Origin of the sequence: Emticicia sp. CRIBPO (assembly GCF_009905725.1) — a bacterium.
Classification (GTDB): Bacteria; Bacteroidota; Bacteroidia; order Cytophagales; family Spirosomataceae; genus Leadbetterella.
In genome coordinates, this window is the sequence record NZ_JAAAKV010000001.1 from 1 (window position 1) to 19,767 (window position 19,767).

General features: G+C 44.4%; 13 protein-coding genes and 1 tRNA gene. 5 read left to right on the top strand and 9 right to left on the bottom strand.

Annotation, left to right across the window (positions count from 1 at the left end):
- The 3 genes from GVN16_RS00005 to GVN16_RS00015 form a co-directional block, all read right to left on the bottom strand.
- On the bottom strand, positions 1-906 hold a 906-nt coding region (locus tag GVN16_RS00005; protein WP_166561779.1), incomplete at its 3' end, for a carboxypeptidase-like regulatory domain-containing protein.
- Positions 907-1,304: 398 nt separating this feature from the next.
- Positions 1,305-1,727, bottom strand: coding sequence for an rRNA maturation RNase YbeY (ybeY, locus tag GVN16_RS00010; protein ID WP_166561780.1), 423 nt, complete (start codon positions 1,725-1,727; stop codon positions 1,305-1,307).
- The gene (locus GVN16_RS00015; protein ID WP_166561781.1) at positions 1,724-2,329 is read right to left on the bottom strand and encodes a hypothetical protein; all 606 of its coding nucleotides are present in this window, start codon (positions 2,327-2,329) and stop codon (positions 1,724-1,726) included. The genes ybeY and GVN16_RS00015 overlap by 4 nt, the downstream gene beginning before the upstream one ends.
- A 64-nt stretch (positions 2,330-2,393) precedes the next feature.
- Here GVN16_RS00015 and GVN16_RS00020 point away from each other — a divergent pair, with 64 nt between their 5' ends.
- The 5 genes from GVN16_RS00020 (at position 2,394) to GVN16_RS00040 (ending at position 8,455) form a co-directional block, all read left to right on the top strand.
- Positions 2,394-3,275 carry a Ppx/GppA phosphatase family protein gene (locus tag GVN16_RS00020; RefSeq protein WP_166561782.1) on the top strand — a complete coding sequence of 294 codons (882 nt, stop codon included), beginning with the start codon at positions 2,394-2,396 and terminating at the stop codon, positions 3,273-3,275.
- 36 nt (positions 3,276-3,311) lie between these two features.
- Positions 3,312-4,706 (top strand): redoxin domain-containing protein, encoded by a 1,395-nt coding sequence (locus GVN16_RS00025; protein ID WP_166561783.1) that lies wholly within the window; start codon positions 3,312-3,314, stop codon positions 4,704-4,706.
- The gene (locus GVN16_RS00030) at positions 4,703-5,167 is read left to right on the top strand and encodes a C40 family peptidase (RefSeq protein ID WP_166561784.1); all 465 of its coding nucleotides are present in this window, start codon (positions 4,703-4,705) and stop codon (positions 5,165-5,167) included. The genes GVN16_RS00025 and GVN16_RS00030 overlap by 4 nt, the downstream gene beginning before the upstream one ends.
- Before the next feature lie 38 nt (positions 5,168-5,205).
- Positions 5,206-8,331 carry a PD40 domain-containing protein gene (locus GVN16_RS00035; RefSeq protein ID WP_166561785.1) on the top strand — a complete coding sequence of 1,042 codons (3,126 nt, stop codon included), beginning with the start codon at positions 5,206-5,208 and terminating at the stop codon, positions 8,329-8,331.
- A gap of 50 nt (positions 8,332-8,381) precedes the next feature.
- A tRNA-Ala gene (locus tag GVN16_RS00040) sits at positions 8,382-8,455 on the top strand.
- Positions 8,456-8,975: 520 nt separating this feature from the next.
- On the opposite strand, the gene GVN16_RS00045 is transcribed toward GVN16_RS00040, so the two are convergent.
- From GVN16_RS00045 to GVN16_RS00070, 6 genes are all read right to left on the bottom strand, one after another.
- Positions 8,976-9,803: a glycerophosphodiester phosphodiesterase family protein gene (locus GVN16_RS00045; protein WP_166561786.1), complete on the bottom strand. Its 828-nt coding sequence runs from the start codon at positions 9,801-9,803 to the stop codon at positions 8,976-8,978.
- Positions 9,800-11,695, bottom strand: coding sequence for a metallophosphoesterase (locus GVN16_RS00050; protein WP_166561787.1), 1,896 nt, complete (start codon positions 11,693-11,695; stop codon positions 9,800-9,802). The genes GVN16_RS00045 and GVN16_RS00050 overlap by 4 nt, the downstream gene beginning before the upstream one ends.
- Positions 11,696-11,910: 215 nt before the next feature.
- Positions 11,911-13,548, bottom strand: a complete 1,638-nt coding sequence (locus GVN16_RS00055) for a SusD/RagB family nutrient-binding outer membrane lipoprotein (protein WP_166561788.1) — start codon at positions 13,546-13,548, stop codon at positions 11,911-11,913.
- 12 nt (positions 13,549-13,560) lie between these two features.
- Positions 13,561-16,953 (bottom strand): SusC/RagA family TonB-linked outer membrane protein, encoded by a 3,393-nt coding sequence (locus GVN16_RS00060; protein WP_409013154.1) that lies wholly within the window; start codon positions 16,951-16,953, stop codon positions 13,561-13,563.
- 592 nt (positions 16,954-17,545) lie between these two features.
- On the bottom strand, positions 17,546-18,595 hold the full coding sequence (gene hisC, locus GVN16_RS00065) for a histidinol-phosphate transaminase (RefSeq protein ID WP_166561789.1): 1,050 nt from the start codon (positions 18,593-18,595) through the stop codon (positions 17,546-17,548).
- Positions 18,596-18,821: 226 nt separating this feature from the next.
- A complete protein-coding gene (locus GVN16_RS00070; RefSeq protein WP_166561790.1) occupies positions 18,822-19,757 on the bottom strand; it encodes an NAD(P)-dependent oxidoreductase in 936 nt (311 codons plus the stop codon).
- Positions 19,758-19,767: the final 10 nt, after the last annotated feature.

A 19,767-nucleotide genomic window follows, 5' to 3' on the forward strand; every position in this document is an offset into this window, starting at 1 on the left:
TCCTCCGCCACCACCAAAGTTACCGCCGCCGCCTCTGCTGTTGGTGCCTAAAACACCCAGAAGGTCGTCATTACTGAAATTCTGCTGGTTCACATTATTGCTTAAACCTATGATAGAAAGACGTGTATCTTTTTTGAAGTAATTGACATTTCCCCCGGCCGAATAGCGGTCGTCAGAACCGTAACCTCCATAGAGTTTGCCAAACTGGCCGTTGTTTTTACCTGACTTGGTAACAATATTGACTGTTTTCTCTGTATTTCCGTCATTAAAACCCGAAAACTGGGCCTGATCGCTCAGACGGTCGAACACTTGTACTTTATCTATAATCTCTGCCGGAAGGTTTTTGAGGGCCGCTGTTGCGTCGTCTCCGAAAAACTCACGGCCGTCGACAGTCACTCTTTTGATGTCTTCACCCTGGGCCTGTACTTTACCGTCTACGACTGATACGCCGGGCATTTTCTTCAGCAGGTCTTCTGCGTTGGCGTCCTGGTTGACTTTAAATGACTCGGCATTGTATTGCGTGGTATCCCCTTTCTGCTCTACCCTGATGGCTTTGCTTTGCACGACCACTTCCTTCAGGAGTTTGGCGTCGCTTACGAGCATGATGTCATCAAACACAAAATCCTGGTCGGTGATGGTGACGACTTTTTGTTGTGTAGTGTAGCCGATTGAAGTGATTTTAACATTATATAAACCATTTTGAAGGTTTAAAACAGCAAAATTGCCGTTAATGTCTGTAAAAGCTCCGAATCGTTTAGTGGTGTCTTTCGGGGTAGTGACACTGATGCTGGCTCCTATAATGCCGGTGGTGTCATTGCTGTCTTTCACTCTTCCTTTGATCTGGAAGGTCTGGGCCATGGCTCCCGTTGAAAGACAAATCATGAGTAAAATGGTTGTTAATCTCATCTGAGTTTGATTTATTTCTGGATTATTGACATTAAATAGCTCATAAGGTTTAAGCACCTATTGTGGTATATGGACTAAAACCCGTATTCTGGCGACAAAAATTAGTTTTGTTATATATTAAGCATATACCAAGAAAAGGGTGGAATGATATGGCTATGTAATTTACCGAATTTAATGATTATACCCGCTAAAAAAACAAAATGAATCGCCCTGACAAATTTTCAGGTCTCAATGCAAGGGACAGGAGAAAGAAGATTTGGTTTTTGTGGATAAGGTGGTTAAGCCGATTAATGTAAAAACATCAGATTTTTCAATAAAAGAAGGCATGGCTGTTCATGCTAAAATCCAAATCTGGTTAAAGGTTCGTATTTAGGTAATAGGGCAATTATTAACGAAATTTAAACCGCCAGATATAGCTCAAGATATTCGTCTTCCTTGGCTCTCATTTTTTTGGCTTCTTCCGGTTTTTTATCCGGATAACCACATAAATGCAGGGCCCCATGGGCTAAAACCCTTCTTAATTCTGTATTAAAGTCCACTGAAAAGGTCTTCGCATTCTCTTTAACCCTGTCGATGCTGATAAAAATGTCGCCTTCTATCTCTTCTTCAACATCGGAAGTGTCAAAAGTGATGATGTCGGTGTAGGTATCATGATTGAGATACGACTTGTTCATTTCCAGCAACTCGTCATCTGTCATAAAAATATAGTTGAGGGCTGCTAATTCAAAACCTTCCCTGCTGACCAGTTCAGAAAGCCATTTTTTCGTTTTTCTGACATCTTTGGGTTTAAATGTGATGGTTTGAGACTGAAAACTGATCATAAGAGGTTTTTAGAAAGAAGATAATAGAACAAAATCAAATACAATGAGCCGTTGATCAGACCGATCATACCGCCCACCCGGACCTCACTGCTGCTGTGGCGACCAAGCACAAGCCTTGACCAGGCATTAATAAAGGCAAAAATAAACAAACCGATGCCTATGGCCGGATTGATCGGGTAAAAGAAAAAAGCAAACAAAAAGGCAAAACTGGTATGCATGGAGACCTTGATCCGCGTATTGAACAGATAAGAAGCAAGGATATGCAAAAAGATGAAAGCACCCAGCAAAAGGGCTTTTAAGGGGTAAGCCTTAAAATACATGAACACGTTGAGTACCAGGAAAACCAAGAGTACAAAAAGGTAAAGCTGGTTTCTTTTGATCTGATCCGAGACATCATAATCCTCGAATTCCTTGCGGTATACTTTATAAGAGGTAAAAGCAAAAATAGGGAAAACGACAAAAACAGAGAACGTCAGCGGAAGGGCTTTGTAGGTGTCGGCGTCGTGATTAAAGAAATAAAGATATCCACCGAAAAACAGGCCGATCACCATTGGATTGCCGATTGTAGAAATTATAGTAGCTAATAATTGTCGTTTGCTCAAAATGCGTTTTTTAAATTAAAGGAATTCAAAATTATGTATATTTTTGCAAAAATATATATTTAACATGAAGATAGCCGCAATTGATATAGGATCTAACGCCGCGAGGATGCAGATTTCTTCAGTGCTGGATGATGAAGGAAGGATAAGTTTTAAGAAAGTAGAGTACGTCAGGTTTGCCCTCAGGCTCGGACACGATGTTTTTACGGTAGGCAAGATCAATTATGAAAGTGAGGCCCGTCTCAAAAAACTGCTGACCATTTACAAACTGCTGATGGAGCTGCACGAAGTGGATGCTTACCTGATCTGTGCCACCTCAGCCCTGCGTGAAGCCGAAAACGGTCTCAATATCTGCGAAAGAGTAAAGCTGGAACTGGGGATGACGATCAATCTGATCTCCGGCGAAAAAGAGGCTGAGATGATTAATAATGTCATTATCAATGAATTGGCAGAAAATAAAACCTACATTCACATCGATGTGGGCGGTGGCAGCACGGAACTCAATATCTATAAAGGAAAAAGAAAAGTCTGCTCTCAGTCATTCAAGATCGGCTCTGTCAGGTTGATGGAAGGCAAGGTCAACAAAGACATGTGGAAAAAGATGCAGAAGTGGATGAGTGAGAACATTACCGGCCATGATGACATCATTGCGATAGGCACAGGAGGCAATATCTCCAAGATTTTCGAGTTTATTGATCAGACCAGTGACGGAAGGGCCAGTTTAGGGTCTATAGAAAGGGCTGTTAACTACCTGGGCAAATTCAGTGTGGAAGAAAGGATCAACAGGCTTAAAATGAACCCTGACCGTGCCGACGTTATTGTCCATGCCAGCGATATTTATTTGTCGGCCATGAGATGGGCAGGTGCCAGGGAGATGTTTGTGCCGGATCTGGGACTTAAAGACGGAATCATGCTTGAAGTTTATCAGAACCTCAAAAAAGAGATGTAAAATGGCTGCGGCCGGTATAACTGAACACTATAATACATGAAGTCGTTGAGATTATTCTTTATCCTGTTATTTATCGCCGCCCGTGTTTCAGGGCAAAGTACCTTTAAACTGAGAGGAGAAGTAGCTCATCCCGACGGCAGCAACCTGATTGTTACGGTGTACAGAAACTGGGTCGAAGATCCCCAGGACTTTACGCTGACCCTCGACGACCGCAATAAATTCGCTTTCGAGATCATTCTTGACGAAATCGGTTATGTCGACATTCACTATGGCGATGTAGGACTATATTCCTGGATTATTGAGCCTAATGACGATATTTACCTCAAATTCGACCGCAGTAATTTTGATAAAACCTTTATGCCGGTGGGCAAAGGCAGCCAGAAATGGGTCTATCTGCTGGAACAGAAGCGGGTCTTTGAAGACGAAAAAGACTGGGACCTGGAAGTTCAGAAACTGAATAAAATATCCAAAAAAGGATTCTACGAACTTAGTAATTTCCTGCTCAACGAGCAGATGAATCTCCTCAATAAATACAAAGCCAGTGTTTCTGATGAGTTTTATACCTTGAAAAGAGCCGATATCATCGGTAAAATCAACATGTACAACCTCGAGTTCCTGGTCAGCAACAACCTGTTCGGAAAACAACAGCAGGCCAACGACTTTGACCTGAGGATTCTGAATCCAAGGCTACAGAATAAGTCCCAGGATTATGGTTTATTTATTGAAGCCTACCTTGAAAATTATGCCGAGGCAAAAAATTATAACCCTAAAACTCATCACCAGGAATTTGTGCTGATCAAGAGCTTCTTCCTGGACCTTGACCTGGTGGACAAGTCGGTGGTGGAAAGGATACTGGCTTCAAAAGTGGTCAGTTATCTTGATCTGGAAGGGTATAATGACGAAAACGAGCTGATTGTGGGGGCTTTCCAGGAATTCTGCAAAAACAAGGTTTATAACAACTACGTGGTCAGCAAATTCAATAAACTGAAGGCCCTGAAGCCCGGCAACGATGCCCAACCGTTTGCCCTCAGCGACGGCGACGGCAAAACAGTCGAATTGAAAGACTTCAAAGGCAAAAATGTTTTCCTGAGTTTTTATGCCTCGTGGTGCGGGCCTTGTCTGAACGACATGAGCTTTCTGCCGATTGTCAATAATTATTTTAAAGATCAGAAAGACCTGGTTTTCCTGTCTGTTTCTGTGGATACACCCCAGGATTTCAATGATTTTGTGAAAAACCAGCAAATCACAGGCATCAACGTTAATATAGGCAACAATACCAAAGTAGTGGCTGATTATGCCGCTGAAAGTGTTCCGAAATATTACCTGATAGATAAATCGGGCAAAATTATTGCCGAGTCTATCATAGAGCCGTCTGCCGATGAAGGAAGGGCTTTAATCAAACAAATAGAGCGTATTTTATATCTTAAATGAAACACAGATATTTATACATCATACTTCTGATAGCCGTTATTTCTGCCTGCAGAAAGAAAACTACCCCCACCACTTCCAACTATTCGAAAGCCCTTATTTCGACTTGCCGGACGTATCTCGGCACTCCTTATAAATTCGGCGGGATAGACAAACGCGGAATGGACTGTTCCGGCCTGGTTTACGCTTCGTTTTTAGAAATGGGCATCAAACTCCCCAGGATTTCACATCAGCAGGCCAATTATTTCGAAGAGATCGACAGAAAAGACATCAGGGAAGGTGATTTGGTCTATTTTAAGGTTTCCGGAAAGACGATTAACCATACGGGGGTTATCACTAAAATAGTTTCAAAAGAAGAGGTGATGTTTATCCATTCTTCTACTTCAAAAGGGGTCAGAGAGGATAATTTGTTTTCTAAATTTTGGGAAGGTAAATTTGTAAAGGCCACAAGACCACAATTTTAATCATTTTTTTCGTTAGTGATAATGACAAAACTAATATTATGCACAAAAGAATCTGTTTGATAGCCTTTTTCTTTTCCCTTTTCAGCATTAACGGTTTCGCCCAATCACAGTATTTCGGTCAGAATAAGCCCAGATACAGACCTTTTAATTTCAAAGTGTTGCAAAGTCCTCATTTTGAATTATATAATTATTTTCAGGATCGCAAGGTTGCCGACCACCTGCTGGTCAACAGCGAAAACTGGTACAACCTGCACCAGGAGGTTTTCAAACTGGCCTTTATCAAGCCCAACCCCCTGATTATTTACAAAACCCACCCCGATTTCCAGGAAACTACAGCCATCGGCGGGCAGATCGGCGAAGGCACCGGAGGGGTGACGGAAGGACTCAGAAACCGGGTGGTGATGCCCATGATGTTCTCCAAAAGGCAGACTGACCACGTACTGGGTCATGAGTTGGTGCATGCGTTTCAGTACCAGACGATGATCAACGGAAGCGATTCCACTTCACTGGCCAACATTCAGAACCTGCCCCTGTTTATGGTTGAAGGACTGGCTGAATACATGTCCCTGGGGCGTGTGGATGCTCATACAGCCATGTGGATGCGTGATGCGGTGCTCAGCAATGATATCCCGACGATCAAAGAACTCGTTACCAAAGAATACAAATACTTCCCTTATCGCTGGGGACAGGCCTTCTGGGCTTATGTTACAGCCACTTATGGTGATGACGTTATACGTCCTTTGTTTAAAGAAACAGCTATTTACGGTCTGGAAGCTGCTTTTGTGAGGACATTTAAAATGGACATCGACCGTTTTTCGGTAAAATTCAAAAATGAGCTGATCCAGACCTATAATCCCCTCAAAAACGGCAAGGTAACAGAAGGGATCGGTAAAGTGATCGCTTCGCAGAAAACCGGGGCTGAAATGAACGTTTCTCCGGCCATCAGCCCGAACGGCAACTATATCGCTTATATTTCTTCCAAAAATGTACTTTCGCTCGATATTTTTATTGCAGATGCCAGATCAGGTAAGATCATCAGGAAGATAGAAAGTGCTTCGTTCGGAGCCCACGTGGATTCCTACAGTTTTATTGAGACTTCAGGGACCTGGTCGCCGGACAGCCGCAATTTTGCGATTGTGGTGCAGACCAAAGGTCACAACAAGCTGATGGTGATCGATGTGGAAAGCGGTTCAAGAAAGAGTTATTCGCTCAAAGACATACCCGCATTTACCAATCCGGCCTGGTCGCCCGACGGAAACTCTATCGTGGTCTCCGGCCTCGTGGAAGGCACCAGTGATCTTTACCTGCTGAACCTGAGGACTGATGAAGTAAAAAACCTGACCAGCGACAATTATTCTGATTTTCAGCCGGCCTGGTCGCCTGACGGACAATGGATATATTTTGTTTCGGACCGTGGAAGCGATAAGCAAAGGCTTGAAAAAGCAGATTTTACGATCTCCCGGATCAACCCGGCATCTGCGGAAACACAGACTTTCGGATTTTTTAAAGGGGCAGACAACATGAACCCGGCCGTGAGTCCGGATGGCAAATCCATCTTCTTTTTGTCGGACAGGGACGGATTCAGGAATCTCTACAAATACAATATTGAAGAGCAGGTGATTTTTCAGCTGACTGATTATTTTACCGGGATCAGCGGCATTACGATGTATTCGCCGGCCATCAGTGTTTCGGCCAAGTCAGGCGACATTGTGTACACTTATTTTAAAAACGGGGATTACAACATCGTCAATGCAGCCGAAAGCGATTTTAATGCCGTCAAAGTAAAGGATGAAGTCAATAAAACCGGGGCCTTGCTCCCGCCCTCTCAGTGGGCCGGCGGGCGTGACATTGTGCAAGCCAACCTGAATCGTGAAAACCTGGTGATTAAAAATAATGCATCGGCCTACAAAGACCAGAAATATGACGCGAGGTTTAAACTGGATTATCTGGCCAACTCCGGCCTCGGTGTCAGCACAAGCAGGTTCGGAACGGGCGTGGGAGGCGGTATCACGGGTTTATTCAGTGATATGCTCAACAACCACCAGCTGATCGGTACGGTGGCCCTTAACGGTGAATTACAGGACTTCGGCGGACAGGTGTTTTATCTGAACCAGAAACGACCGTTCCAGTGGGGGGCGTCGTTTTCACATATTCCTTACCAGTTTTACGGCGGCACCAGTTATGACCTGAAAGATTCGCTCGGATCAGCCAATGGCCTGACTTATTTCAATGGCCTCGTGAAACAGAGAATCAACCGGGTGTTTATTGACGAAATCTCCCTCTTTGCCTTCAAACCTTTCAGTACCTATAAAAGAGTGGAGTTCGGTACTTCCCTGAACTGGTACTCATTCAGTGTCAGGGAATACTCACAGGAAGGCGATATTGGTGTGGGACCCAACGGTTATGTCTATGATTTTGTGCCGAGGATTTCTTATAAACCAATCAGACTCAATCCGGCTGACTATGGGTTAAACCCTTTCAGGCTCAACCAGGTTTATGCCGCTTATGTGGGCGATAATGCTACTTTCGGTACGGTAGCTCCCTTGAAAGGATACCGCTTCAGATTGGAAGTAGCTAAGTATTTCGGTACTTCCAGCTATAATTCGGTGACGATAGACCTGAGAAAATACCAGTTTATCAAACCTTTTACGCTGGCCGGAAGGGTGATGTACAACGGCAGGCTTAACCCTTCCAATCTGGAATTCCTGAATCAGATCAACCCGCTGTACCTGGGGTATCCGTGGTATATGCACGGATTTTTTGGCAGGGCGATGCAGAAGCAGATCGACATGGGTACCATCACCCAGGATGCCCTGCAGGGAGAACAGCTGGCATTGACCAATATTGAATTGAGATTGCCATTTACAGGGCCTAAAAAACTGGCCCTGATAGAATTTAACTACCTGCCTAGCGACCTTAACTTTTTTGTGGACGCCGGGATGATCTGGTCTGAAAGTAAAAAGATCGGGGAAACCTACGTGTTCAATACCTTTGGAAACAGTCCGCTTGATTTCAAAATCAACCCTGTGATCAGCACAGGGGTCAGTTTACGGATCAATGTGCTGGGTTATCTGATCGTTGAACCCTATGTGGCGATACCGTTTTACAACGGCAAAAAGCAATCATCGGTGACCGGTGTAAACTTTATGGTGCCTGGTTGGTAAAAATATTTTGGAAGTGAAATTTCTCCTGTTATATTTGCACACCAAAAGTCGGGGATGTAGCTCAGTTGGCTAGAGTGCTTGACTGGCAGTCAAGAGGTCGTGGGTTCGAGCCCCATCTTCTCCACAAGGTAAAACCGCAATCAGCAATGGTTGTGGTTTTTTGTTTTTTATGGGTTTAGGATGTGTGTTTTAGAATTAAGTGGTATTATCCAGTCATTGTTGCAATCCTGAAGGGAATAAACAATTCTTCAAAATGACTTCAAAGAGTTCAAATGGTTATAGAAACATGAAATACCGTACAGACGTGTGACCCCAACGGGGTCAAACAATTCGCCGCTTTGGCCTTTCTGCAAACACGTAAACGCTTTGAATTCTGCCTCAATGGTGCTTTATAACGACAAAAAACCTGCCCCTAAAAAGGACAGGTTTTAAAATCTTTTCTTACAAATTAGTTTATGCAAATAGTATCAACTATGCTATTTAGACGGGAATTTTTCTGCAGGTCACATCTTCGGTTATTTTTTTACTGAATCGGTTAAACAAAAAAGCCTGCCCTAATCAGGGCAGGACTTTCGTCATGTTTAACAAAACAGTTTTAACCTATGATAAAAACTATACTCTTTAGACGTAAGAATGCTCAGACGTCACTTTACTTCATTCTTAAGCTTATTCTTTATTAAAACCGGGTGATCGGTCTGGATCACATTGGCTCCGTTCTTTATCAATTCCTTCAGGTTCTTGTCGTCACCCTGGTATACTTTGAGGTCTGTAACTCCCAGGGCGTTGATCCAGATCCTGGCTCCGCGACTCCTGATCAGCTGACAAATCTCCGGTGTATTGGTCTTTTCATCTATGTGCACGATCTCCGGCTGATAGGTGTCCAGTACCCACTGCACATCTTCTTTTTTATGGACCCGCGGCATGATCATCCATTTTTGATGATCCCGGTCCACAGCGTTCAGCACGGCCGTATCCGAATCAAAGAAAATGACTTCCTTAAAACTCCCGTATTTTTTAACAACTTCCAGCACCTTGCCTACCTCGTCGGTTTTCATGTCCAGGTCAAAAACGGCCCGGCCTTTACTGAACTGGAGTACTTCCTGCAATGTCGGGATTTTCTCGCTGCTCAATGAATCTCCTTTTTTGAGATACAGCGTTTTCAGATCAGCCAGCGTCCATTTTTCAATGTCGCCTTTGCCGTTGGTAGTCCTGTCTACTTTCTGATCGTGCATGATGACAGGAACCCCGTCCTTAGTGATCCGGACATCTATTTCTATGATATCTACTCCATTGGTTATTGCATGTTCAATCGCCAGCAGCGAGTTTTCAGGGGCATGGGTGTGGAAAGCCCTGTGAGCGGCCACCCAGATTCCTGAAGTATTCTTTTTGAAATCAACTTTGCCGGTTGATCCGGTCTGGCAGGCGACGACAACACCGGCCAGTAAAAGCAGAATCGTTATATTTCTTTTCATTTTCTTTTCAACATGAATGGTGAAACGGGTTGCTTGCTCAATCCCGGACCTTCAATCATCAGTTCTATAAAAGCACGGTCTCTTTCATTGAAATACTCAATTTTTATCGGGTGGGCTCCGGCTTCCAGCAGGATCTGTCCGCTTTTGTTGTACTCCTCCCCTGCTTCATTGAACAGCACTTTCCCTTCAACAGACACCCTCAGTTTATCTTCACCGTGTCCCGAGAAAGTATAAAGCCCGGTTTCATTGACGGTAATATATCCTGTAAAATCTATGCCCCAGAAATCTTTTCTGTGAGCAGCAACTTCTGTTGATATCATGGTGGCTGTGCCTGTGGCGACCTTGTTTTTCTCATATTTGTCGATTGGAAGTCCCCTGACAGCCTGAGAGGTGTAATAGGTGAAATCCAGCCCCGGTTTTAAGCCTTCAGCGTTAATACCTTTATGCAATACTTCTTTCGAGAAATCAGCCTGGATAACCGGGCTCACAAATGAGTCGGCAAAAGTGGCGGCTTTCAGAGTTGTAGTCTTGTCAATTTTGATAGGTGCAGTATATTTCGGTGATTTCAGGCCGGGTTCTGTGCCGTCCAGGGTGTATCTTATTTCCTGTTTTTCAAAAACCGGTCTTAAGGTGATTTCTGCTTTATCCGTAAATACCCTCTCGTTGTTCATCACTTTTGGGCTTGGGGGCTCAGGCGATGTTACTTTTTTCTGTCCCTGTCTCTTCTTCAGGCTAAACTGGTCAAACAGGAAACCGTTTTCGTCAATCGCCTGAAACTCCAGGGCATTTTCAAAAATACTCACATAACTGAAATGATGGGTGGTTCTCAGTTTCTGTGTAAACCAGCTTCTCGTTACCGCGGGGTTTTCCAATCCGCCGCCTGCTCCGCCGGTATTGATATAAATGACGCCCTGCTCCTGGCTTACTTTATCTTTAAAAATCGGCCAGGTTCTTTCATAAGTATGGATATGGCCAAAAAATACGATGTCTACCTGGTATTTTTCATACAAATGGATCAGGTCTTTCAGGTCGCTGTCTCCTGTTTGTGCCTGTTCCACATAAGTATCTCCGAAGTCATTTTCATCAGATGAGTAGGGAGGATGATGGTGCACCGCAAAATTCCAGGTGGCATCCGACTTGGCCAGTTGCTCTTCCAGCCAGACGTATTGTTCAGAACCTTTGGTCACGGGGCGGTTGGTGTCCAGCATAAAGTAGCGGGCATTGCCATAAGGAAAGGTGTAGTAGTATTCCGGCTCCGGATTCGACATGTACTGATAATAATAGGCAGCGTCATGTTCGTGGTTACCCAGCACGGTGTACATCGACAGACGGCTCATAAATTCCTGTGAAGGCTTGAAAAACTCATCCACCCAGTTGGATTTGTTATAGCCCAGATCTACCAGGTCTCCGGCCAGTAAACCGAAATCAGGTCTTTCTTTCCAGGCCAGTGTAGAGATTTTCTTCCACACCTCCGGATTGCTTTGCGAATCACCGAAAATAGTAAAAGCAAAAGGCTTGTCCTTGCCCAGTGAAGTCCTGAAGGTTTTTACTTCGCCCTTGAGCGTATCTCCGCCTTCTGTCACACTGATGGTCTGATACAAATATTTGGTTTCGGGTTTCAAACCCGAAAGGTGCACTTCATGCATGGCTTTGAATCCTGTTACCTCTGTTTTCTGGTCCAGGTTAGGGATTTTGGTGTTCCAGCCCGGAATGCCGTAGCGGACAATGCTGGTAGCGGGCTTATCGGTCTCCCATAACACCCTGATGCCCGTTTCCGACGCAAACTGCAGGTATGGCCTGACCACAAAATTGACCTGGGCCGAGATTTGTAAGGAGGATAATATAAAGAGGGTTGAAAAAATGGCTTCAGACCATCTGATGACTGATTTCATGAATATAAGTTTTTGTAATTGAATACTTAGTGATAACTGAAAATTACCCCGATCGGGCTATCGGCAACGATTTTTTCACAAAACTATCTGGTAATAAGTAAAATGAAGGAGCTTATCCGAATGATAACGATTTCTTAAAATGAGGCCTGTTATATATAAACAAAGATGCTGCCCCAATTGCTATGAGGCAGCATCCTGATCATTCAAAATTTATCTTACCATGGTTTGCCTGTTCCCTGGTTCAGCCAGGTTTTTGACCAGGCACTGTTTTTACCATCCGCCTGGGAATAATTAGTGGTCTCCAGTTTTTCAAGGGCCTTAGTGGCGTTTGATTTATTGATATCCAGTTCATCCTGCATATAATAGAATCTCAGAGGCAGGGCACTGCGTTTGGCCGCCGGTCCGGCTTTCAGTTCAGGCATACCTGTTCTTCTGAAATCAAACCACGATTCAGTGGCGGCTGTCCAGCTGGCAATCCATTTTTGCTCAATCACTTGCTTGATAGTGCCCTGATAAGCTACTCCCGGATTGCTGATGTAGGTGTTATAAAATGAAGAAACACCCCAGGTATTCAAAGAGGCTTTAACGCCGTCTTCGTATCTCTTTTTCGCATCGCCGGCCGCCCATCCTTTCAATGAAGCCTCCGCCAGGATGAAATTAACCTCAGCCGCTGAAATAAGCCTGGCCTTGAGCAAAGGACCTGAAGCTGCTTTATAGATGTTGTTCAGGAAGGACACATGCGGGTTAAACGAAGTCTGACCTGGTGTCGGATTCAGGTTGTAGGCCGACGGAAGGGCTGAGAAACTGGTTGGTATACCCACGTATTCCGGATCGGTGTCTACTACTGTATTACCCACTTTGTCCGGAGAAAGATACCTTTTTCCATCCACGATCTTGTCTGTTCCGGCAGGAAGGGTTTTATCCACAACCAGGGGCACTTCTACCTTATTGGCCCAGATCGCCAGTCTCGGATCTTTCAGGCTCTGAAGTGATTCTACCAGGGTAGCGGCCATTTTGATCCTTCTGTAGTTGCTTCCGCTGGCATCAAAAGTGACGCTGGCAGGCCAGGCTGTATTGTTGGTCGTACCGGCAAACCCCATGGTGGCGTCGTCAGCATTGTCAAGAATAAGCGGGTACTCAGAGGCATTGCCGGCGATTTTCTCAATTCCGGCTTTAGCTACCTCCGGTTTTTTGGCAGAAATACGCATATAATATCTCAACTGGAGTGCATTGGCCATTTTTCTCCATTTAGCCACGTTACCTCCGTAATACACGTCCACATCATTAACTATGTTGGTGTATTCAGACTGCGGTTTTGAAAGCAGTTTATTGGCTTTTTCAAGATCGGCAAGGATTCCGGTATAAATCGCTTCCTGGCTGTCAAAGGCCGGAAGGATATTTTCCGTACCGCCCAGCTCACCCTTAAGAGCCTGTGAATAAGGAGCGTCACCCCACAAGTCGGTAATCAGACCAAACATAAACGACTTCATGATCAGTGAAACACCCTGGTGGAATTCAAGGTTAAGGGCTACTGATCTTTCATAAAACAACTGGTTGTTTCTCAGCACATCGTAATAAGCACTCCAGCTCTGATTTACCCAGTCATAGTCATTATGACCACTCGACCACGCATCCTTCTGGGTATGTTGCACCACACCCGCTATATCCTGGTATCCCAGGTTGACGTACAATTTGGCGGCTTCTGTCAGTACGGTCGGCATGACCAGGTTGGGGTTGACCACCTCAGGCTGCACCCCGTTGGGGTTGATATTTACTTTTGTCAGGTCCTCACAAGAGAAGAAAACCGAAACAAAAACGGCAATAAGTGTTAGTTTTTTATTGAAAATTTTCATGATTCTGTCATTTTAGAAAGTTAAACCCAATTTGAAACCGATCGGCAATACCCACGGGGTCACGTTATACCGCTCAATACCCTGTTTGAATTGTGAACCTGCCTGAACGTTGGTTTGTGGCTGGAACGCATTTTCAGGATCAATTCCGATTTTGGCAGCTGTCCACAAAATGATGTTCCTGCTGTAAACCGAGATGTTGGCGTTGGTGATACCTGCTCTTTTAACCAATCCTGCCGGAAGGTCATAACCAAGTGATATCTCACGCAATTTGATGAAAGAAGCATCAAAAGTAGCAGCCTTGGTAAAATCCCACGGGTAGTTGTCACCATAAGGAATGATCTTGGTTTCAGGACCGCCAAGGTTTTCAGTATAACCGATGATGTTGCCTTTGTCGTCATATTGAGCGATTACCCCTGGGTTAAACACACCGTAAGCATAAGTATTTCCGCCATACTCAAAAGGGAACCCGCCGTATTCGGCTGTAGGGCCACCCACGATGTTAAACCTGTTGCCATTCACCCTGATCAGTTCGTCAGCATTGGATACCAGGTAGTTCCGCAGGGCATCACCCGTCAAACCGTTCGGATTGATCAGGTTATCCAGGAAGCGTTGCGTTTTAAGATCTGACTCGCCGTATCTGTAAGTCTGGGAAACGAATTCTCCGCCTTTTCTCCAGTCAAACGACATGTTCAGCGTAAAACTTTTGTATTTGATCGAAGTCTGCATACCCAGGATAAAATCAGGATTGAAATTACCGATCTTGGTCTTGGTATTGTTGGCGTTTACGGACTGCCATGAACCGTCTTCATTCAGGATCGGGTAACCGTAATAGGGCGATGCCTTGTCTTTTACGGTAACCAGTTCCCTGTCATAAATGTCACCGATCTGCTCACCCACATAAGTCCAGGCTCCGCCACGGGCATCCGTCCACAAAGTATAAAAATTAAGTCCCGGAGCCAGTTCTTTGATGGTGGTCCTGTTTCTTGACAAATTAGCGTTCACATCCACTTTCCAGTCTTTATTTTCAAATGGTGTTCCTCCTAATGATAATTCAATACCCTTGCTCACCAGCAAACCGGCGTTGATATTATTAGCCGTAAAACCTGTTGAAGGAGGCAGTTTGGTCGGGATAATCTGGTTGCGGTTTTCGACAATATAATAGGTTGCAGCAGCCCTCAGCTTGTTTTTGTACATGACCAGGTCTGCTCCCAACTCATATGAAGTAGCAATTTCCGGCTTAAGGTCAGGCAATAAAATACTTCCTGATTTTGACAGACGGGTAATGTTACCCCAGGCCTCTTCATTGTTCAGGACGTTCATCAGGCTGTAAGGCTTGGTGTCATTTCCGACCTGTGCCACACCGCCTCTTACTTTCAGCAAGTTGATTTTATTGGAATTTGTTAAAAACATCTCATTCAACAGCACACTCAGGGAAGCCGAAGGATAGAAATAAGAGCGGTTGGCTACCGGCAAGGTACTTGACCAGTCGTTACGGGCCGTCAGATCCAGGTAAACCATGTCCTTATACCCCAGGTTGGCAATGCCATAGGCACTGTAAACCACTTTCTTGGAGTGACTGCTGGCGTAATTGATATTGGCAGGAGAAATATTGGCCAAAGTAAACAAACCGGGAATGATCAGACCGGTACCGTTCTTACTGGCGTTGAAAACGTCCTGATCTCTGCTCGTTCTCGCATTTCCACCCGCTGAAAACGACAGATACAGGTCAGATACAGTTTTGGTATAGGTGGCCAGCACGTCAGCGTTTCTTTCATATCGTTGCAGGTTAATAACACCATAGGCTCCGCGAGGTTCGCCGGTATAGCTGTTTCCGATTTTGGTCTCTCTTGTTTCACCATACGTGTCAAGGCTGTAACGTCCCATTAAGCTCAGTTCCGGCGTTAGCTGAAGATTGGCCTTCATATTGCCGTAAAAACGGTCCCTGTTAAAGGAGTTATTGACCTCATAGGCAATGAAATACGGGTTGTTATAGTTATTGATCGACTGCGATTTCTGCTGCAGGCCCTCACGTCCCGGCACCCAGTAGTTTTCCAGTTCACGGATGTCAATATGAGGGGAAACAGCATAAGCCCACTGCAAAGGGTTGGTACCTCTTTCGTTGGCCGGGCGGTTATTGGAGTTGTTCCTGCTGAAGTTCAGGTTTGAACTCAGGGTCAGTTTTTTAGACAATTTAAGAGAAGTACTAGCTTCCAGGGTGTTTTTGAACAAGTCAGAATTAGGAATGATCCCCCTGTTGGCCATATTGGAATAAGATACCCTGTAGGAGATAAAATCATTGCTGTTGGCAATTGATACACCATTGGTGGTGGTGATTCCCGTTCTTACAAAATTCCTGATGTTGTCAGGATGTGACGTCAGTTCGGTCGCTACCGGCTTGCCGTTGGCATCCAGCGGGCTGTTCCATTGAATGGCTTTGTAACCTTTGTCCAGTTCAGGTCCTACTCCCCCGGCTGATCCTTCGTCGATCATCAGGACTCCACCCGGATAAGGGTTGTTGGTCGGCGTAAAAGGCAGGATACCTGTGGCAAACTTGGAGTGCATGTCCAAAAAGCGGTACGGTCTGTCAAAAACAGTACTTGAAGTAACGTTTACCGTCATTTTCTTCACATTAGCCCCGTTTTTAGTGGTGATCAGCACCACACCGTTTCCGGCTCTTGATCCGTACAAAGCCGCTGCACTCGGACCTTTCAGGATAGAGACACTTTCAATGTTCTCCGCATTCAGATCGGCGATGGCATTACCGTAATCTACACGGTTGTCGCTGCCGATCTGGCTGATGTTGTTAAGGGAGTTGGAAACAGGCACGCCGTCAATCACAAAAAGCGGCTGGTTGTCGCTGCTCAGCGAAGTAGCTCCCCTGATAACCATGCTCACAGAAGAACCTGTGCCCCCAGTTGAACTGATCGTTACCCCCGGCACTTTACCGGCTAATCCGTTCAGAACGTTTTCCTGGGCAGTTCTGCTCAGGTCTTTTCCGTTGACTTTACCTACTGAGTACCCAAGTGATTTTTCTTCCCTTTTGATGCCCAGGGCCGTCACGACCACTTCCTGAAGGCTTCCTGTTTCAGGTTCAAGCGTGACATTGATGACTGATTTGTTCCCGGCATTGATCTCCTGGCTTTTATAGCCCACGAAAGAAAAAACCAGAACAGCGTTATCATTATTTACTTCAATGGAATACTGACCTGAAACATTACTGATGCTTCCTTTGGTCGTTCCTTTGATCACGACATTGACACCAGGCAGGCCCTGGTCGTCTTCAGACAGAATGGTGCCGGTCACTGCCCGCGACTGGGCAAACACCGGTAAGGTAATGAGCCACCAGAGTAAGCCCAGCAGCACAGGAAAGGCATTCCTCCTGTTAGTAGTAAAATTGTTCATCATGTTTTTGTTAGTTAAATTGGTTTTTGATATTTCGGAACAGATACATAGCACAGATCATACACAGGAAAACATGGATATTCCTGATCATTTTAAATTAAAAATGCTCTTTGGGTTAACTAAAGTCTGAGATCTTCAAACAGAAACGGTGGAACGAAACAGCTTAAATCGGTATAGTAGCACGTGGGAAGCACGCAGCTTTTGTTTCATTTTAACGTTGTTTACTCCTGTTATAAAATCCTTATATTTCTTAATTTCAGACGTACTGCTATGTGATGAAATTGAAACAGCTTTTTTTATTTATGTAAATTTATATGCAATTTCTGCAAATAAAATTCGCAAAATGCGTTATTTAATCCTCAATTCACGAAAATGTGCATACTTTAACATTCAGGTAAAATAAGACGGGAAAGAAATAACGGTTTAATAAAGCTACAGCGGTGGTTTTCAGTTTTTAGCCTGAAAATACTTTGAAGGAGAATTAACCTTAAAACAGGAAGCAGGAAACGAATTTTTGGAGACAGATACTGCAGAAGAATGAAAAGCAGGAGGTATAAAAAAGGCAGAGGTGAAATAAACACCTCTGCCTGGTTTATTAAGCTAAGTATTTTTTAAGAGCATCCAGCAATGCTGAATTCTCCTGTTCTGTTCCGACAGAAATCCTGAGGCAGTCTTCACACAAAGCCACATTGCTGCGGTCTCTCACAATGATTTTCTGCTCAAGCAGGTAAAGGAATATCTTTTTGGCTTCTTTAAACTTAACCAGGAGCTGGTTACAGTCTGACGGGAAAATCCTGAGTACATTCGGTAATTCTTTCAGCTGACTTTCCAATATTTCCCTTTGCTGAACGATGGTTTTTACATACTCGTTTTTTTGCTCCGACTTATCCAGGGCTTCCAGCAACAATCCCTGTGTAACTATATTGATATTATAAGGGTATTTGATCTTGTTTAATACCTTGATGAGCGTCGGATGGGCATAAGCCACACCCAGTCTCAGTCCGGCCATTCCCCAGGCTTTGGAGAAGGTCTGAAGCACCACCAGGTTTTCATAAAGGTTCAGCTCATCTACAAAAGAAGTCGTATCCGCAAAATCAATATAAGCTTCATCTACCACCACCAGTTTATCCGGGAAAGCCTTCAGAATCTGGACGACGGCATGCTTGCTCAGTAAATTTCCGCTCGGGTTGTTCGGAGAACACACCCAGATGATCTTTGTAGCAGCATTGACCCCGTCAAAAACACTGTCCAGGTCTATGTGAAAATCTTCGGTCAGCGGAGCTTGCTGTATCCTCACCTGCTGAATATCCGCACATACCTTATACATACCGTAAGTAGGCGGCATGATCATGATATGATCTTCTTTGGGCTCACAGACAGCTTTGATCAGTAAGTCAATCGGCTCGTCAGATCCGTTTCCCAGAAAAATGTTTTCCGGTTTTACCCCTTTCAGCTGGGCCAGCTTGGTTTTTACTTCCCACTGGTAAGGGTCAGGATAACGGTTATATGAACCGTCAAGCACAGATCCGTAAGGGTTTTCATTGGCGTCCAGGAAAATACCCTCTTTTCCGGTATACTCATCTCTGGCTGAAGAATATGGGGTAAGGCTTTGGATGTGTTTGCGTATTAACTGAGAAAAATCCATGTTGTACTCGGTATTGCTAATTAGATGTCTTTAAAAAGTCCACAAATTTCGAAAATAAAAATGTCTTTTCGAAGGAAGATCAGGTCTTATTGCTCGATGATCAATAATCACAGAATAGTATAAATAAATCTTTGAATAAGAATAATATATTCGCTTTGCTGATGATTATACGATCTATTCCGTAATTACTTCGATAAAACCGGAAATGAGCACGCTCTCATTTCTTTCAGTTCAATCCCAGAAAACGCTGAATTTTATCTTTCAGCACGGTATTGATCTTTTTGTATGATTCATGGGTCCAGCCTGCTACATGCGGGGTCAGGATCACATTTTTGGCCTGGACCAGGTACTCAAAATTGACCTCCTGTTCCGGTGTGAGCTTCTTCAGTTTTTCGTTTTCAAGCACATCCAGACAGGCTCCTTTAACCTTTCCTGTTTTCAGGGCTTTGATCAGGTCTTTCAGCACGACAATTTCGCCACGGGCAATATTGCAGAAGTAGATGTCTTTTTTGAAATGGGATAAAAACTGCTCGTCGACCATATTCTGGGATTCTTTTGTCAGAGGAATATGCAGACTCAGTATATCCGCCTCCCTGAAGATCTGGTCCATGGAGCTTTCATGGATAAAGTGGTTGCCGAAGCCGTAGCGGTATTTGTCATAAGCGAGGATTTTACAACCGAAAGCCACAAGGCGGTCTGCAGTAGCTTGTCCGTTGTTACCGAATCCGATGATTCCCACCGTTTTTCCAAAAAGTTCTTCTCCACGGTTAGCCTCTCTCAGCCAGATTTTATTCCTGACTTCCACATCAGCTGTATTGATCTTATTGAAAAGTGTCAGCAACATACCGATGAGGTGTTCGGCTACAGCAATACGGTTGGCCTCATTGGCTGCAAAAACTTCGATACCACGCTTTTTACACCCGTCGAGGTCAATAAGATCAAGCCCTGCTCCTGCTCTTCCGATAAATTTCAGTTTTTTGGCCCGCTGTAGAAAGTCTTCATCAATAAAAAACTTACTTCTGATAATCAGCCCGTCATAGTCTTCCACCTTGTTCAGAACCTCTTCCAATAAAATATTAGGAAAATAATCCACACTAAGTCCCAGTTCCTTAGGCATTTGCACAATGGACTCGTGCATTTCATCAACAATCAAAACTCTCATTTAACAATAT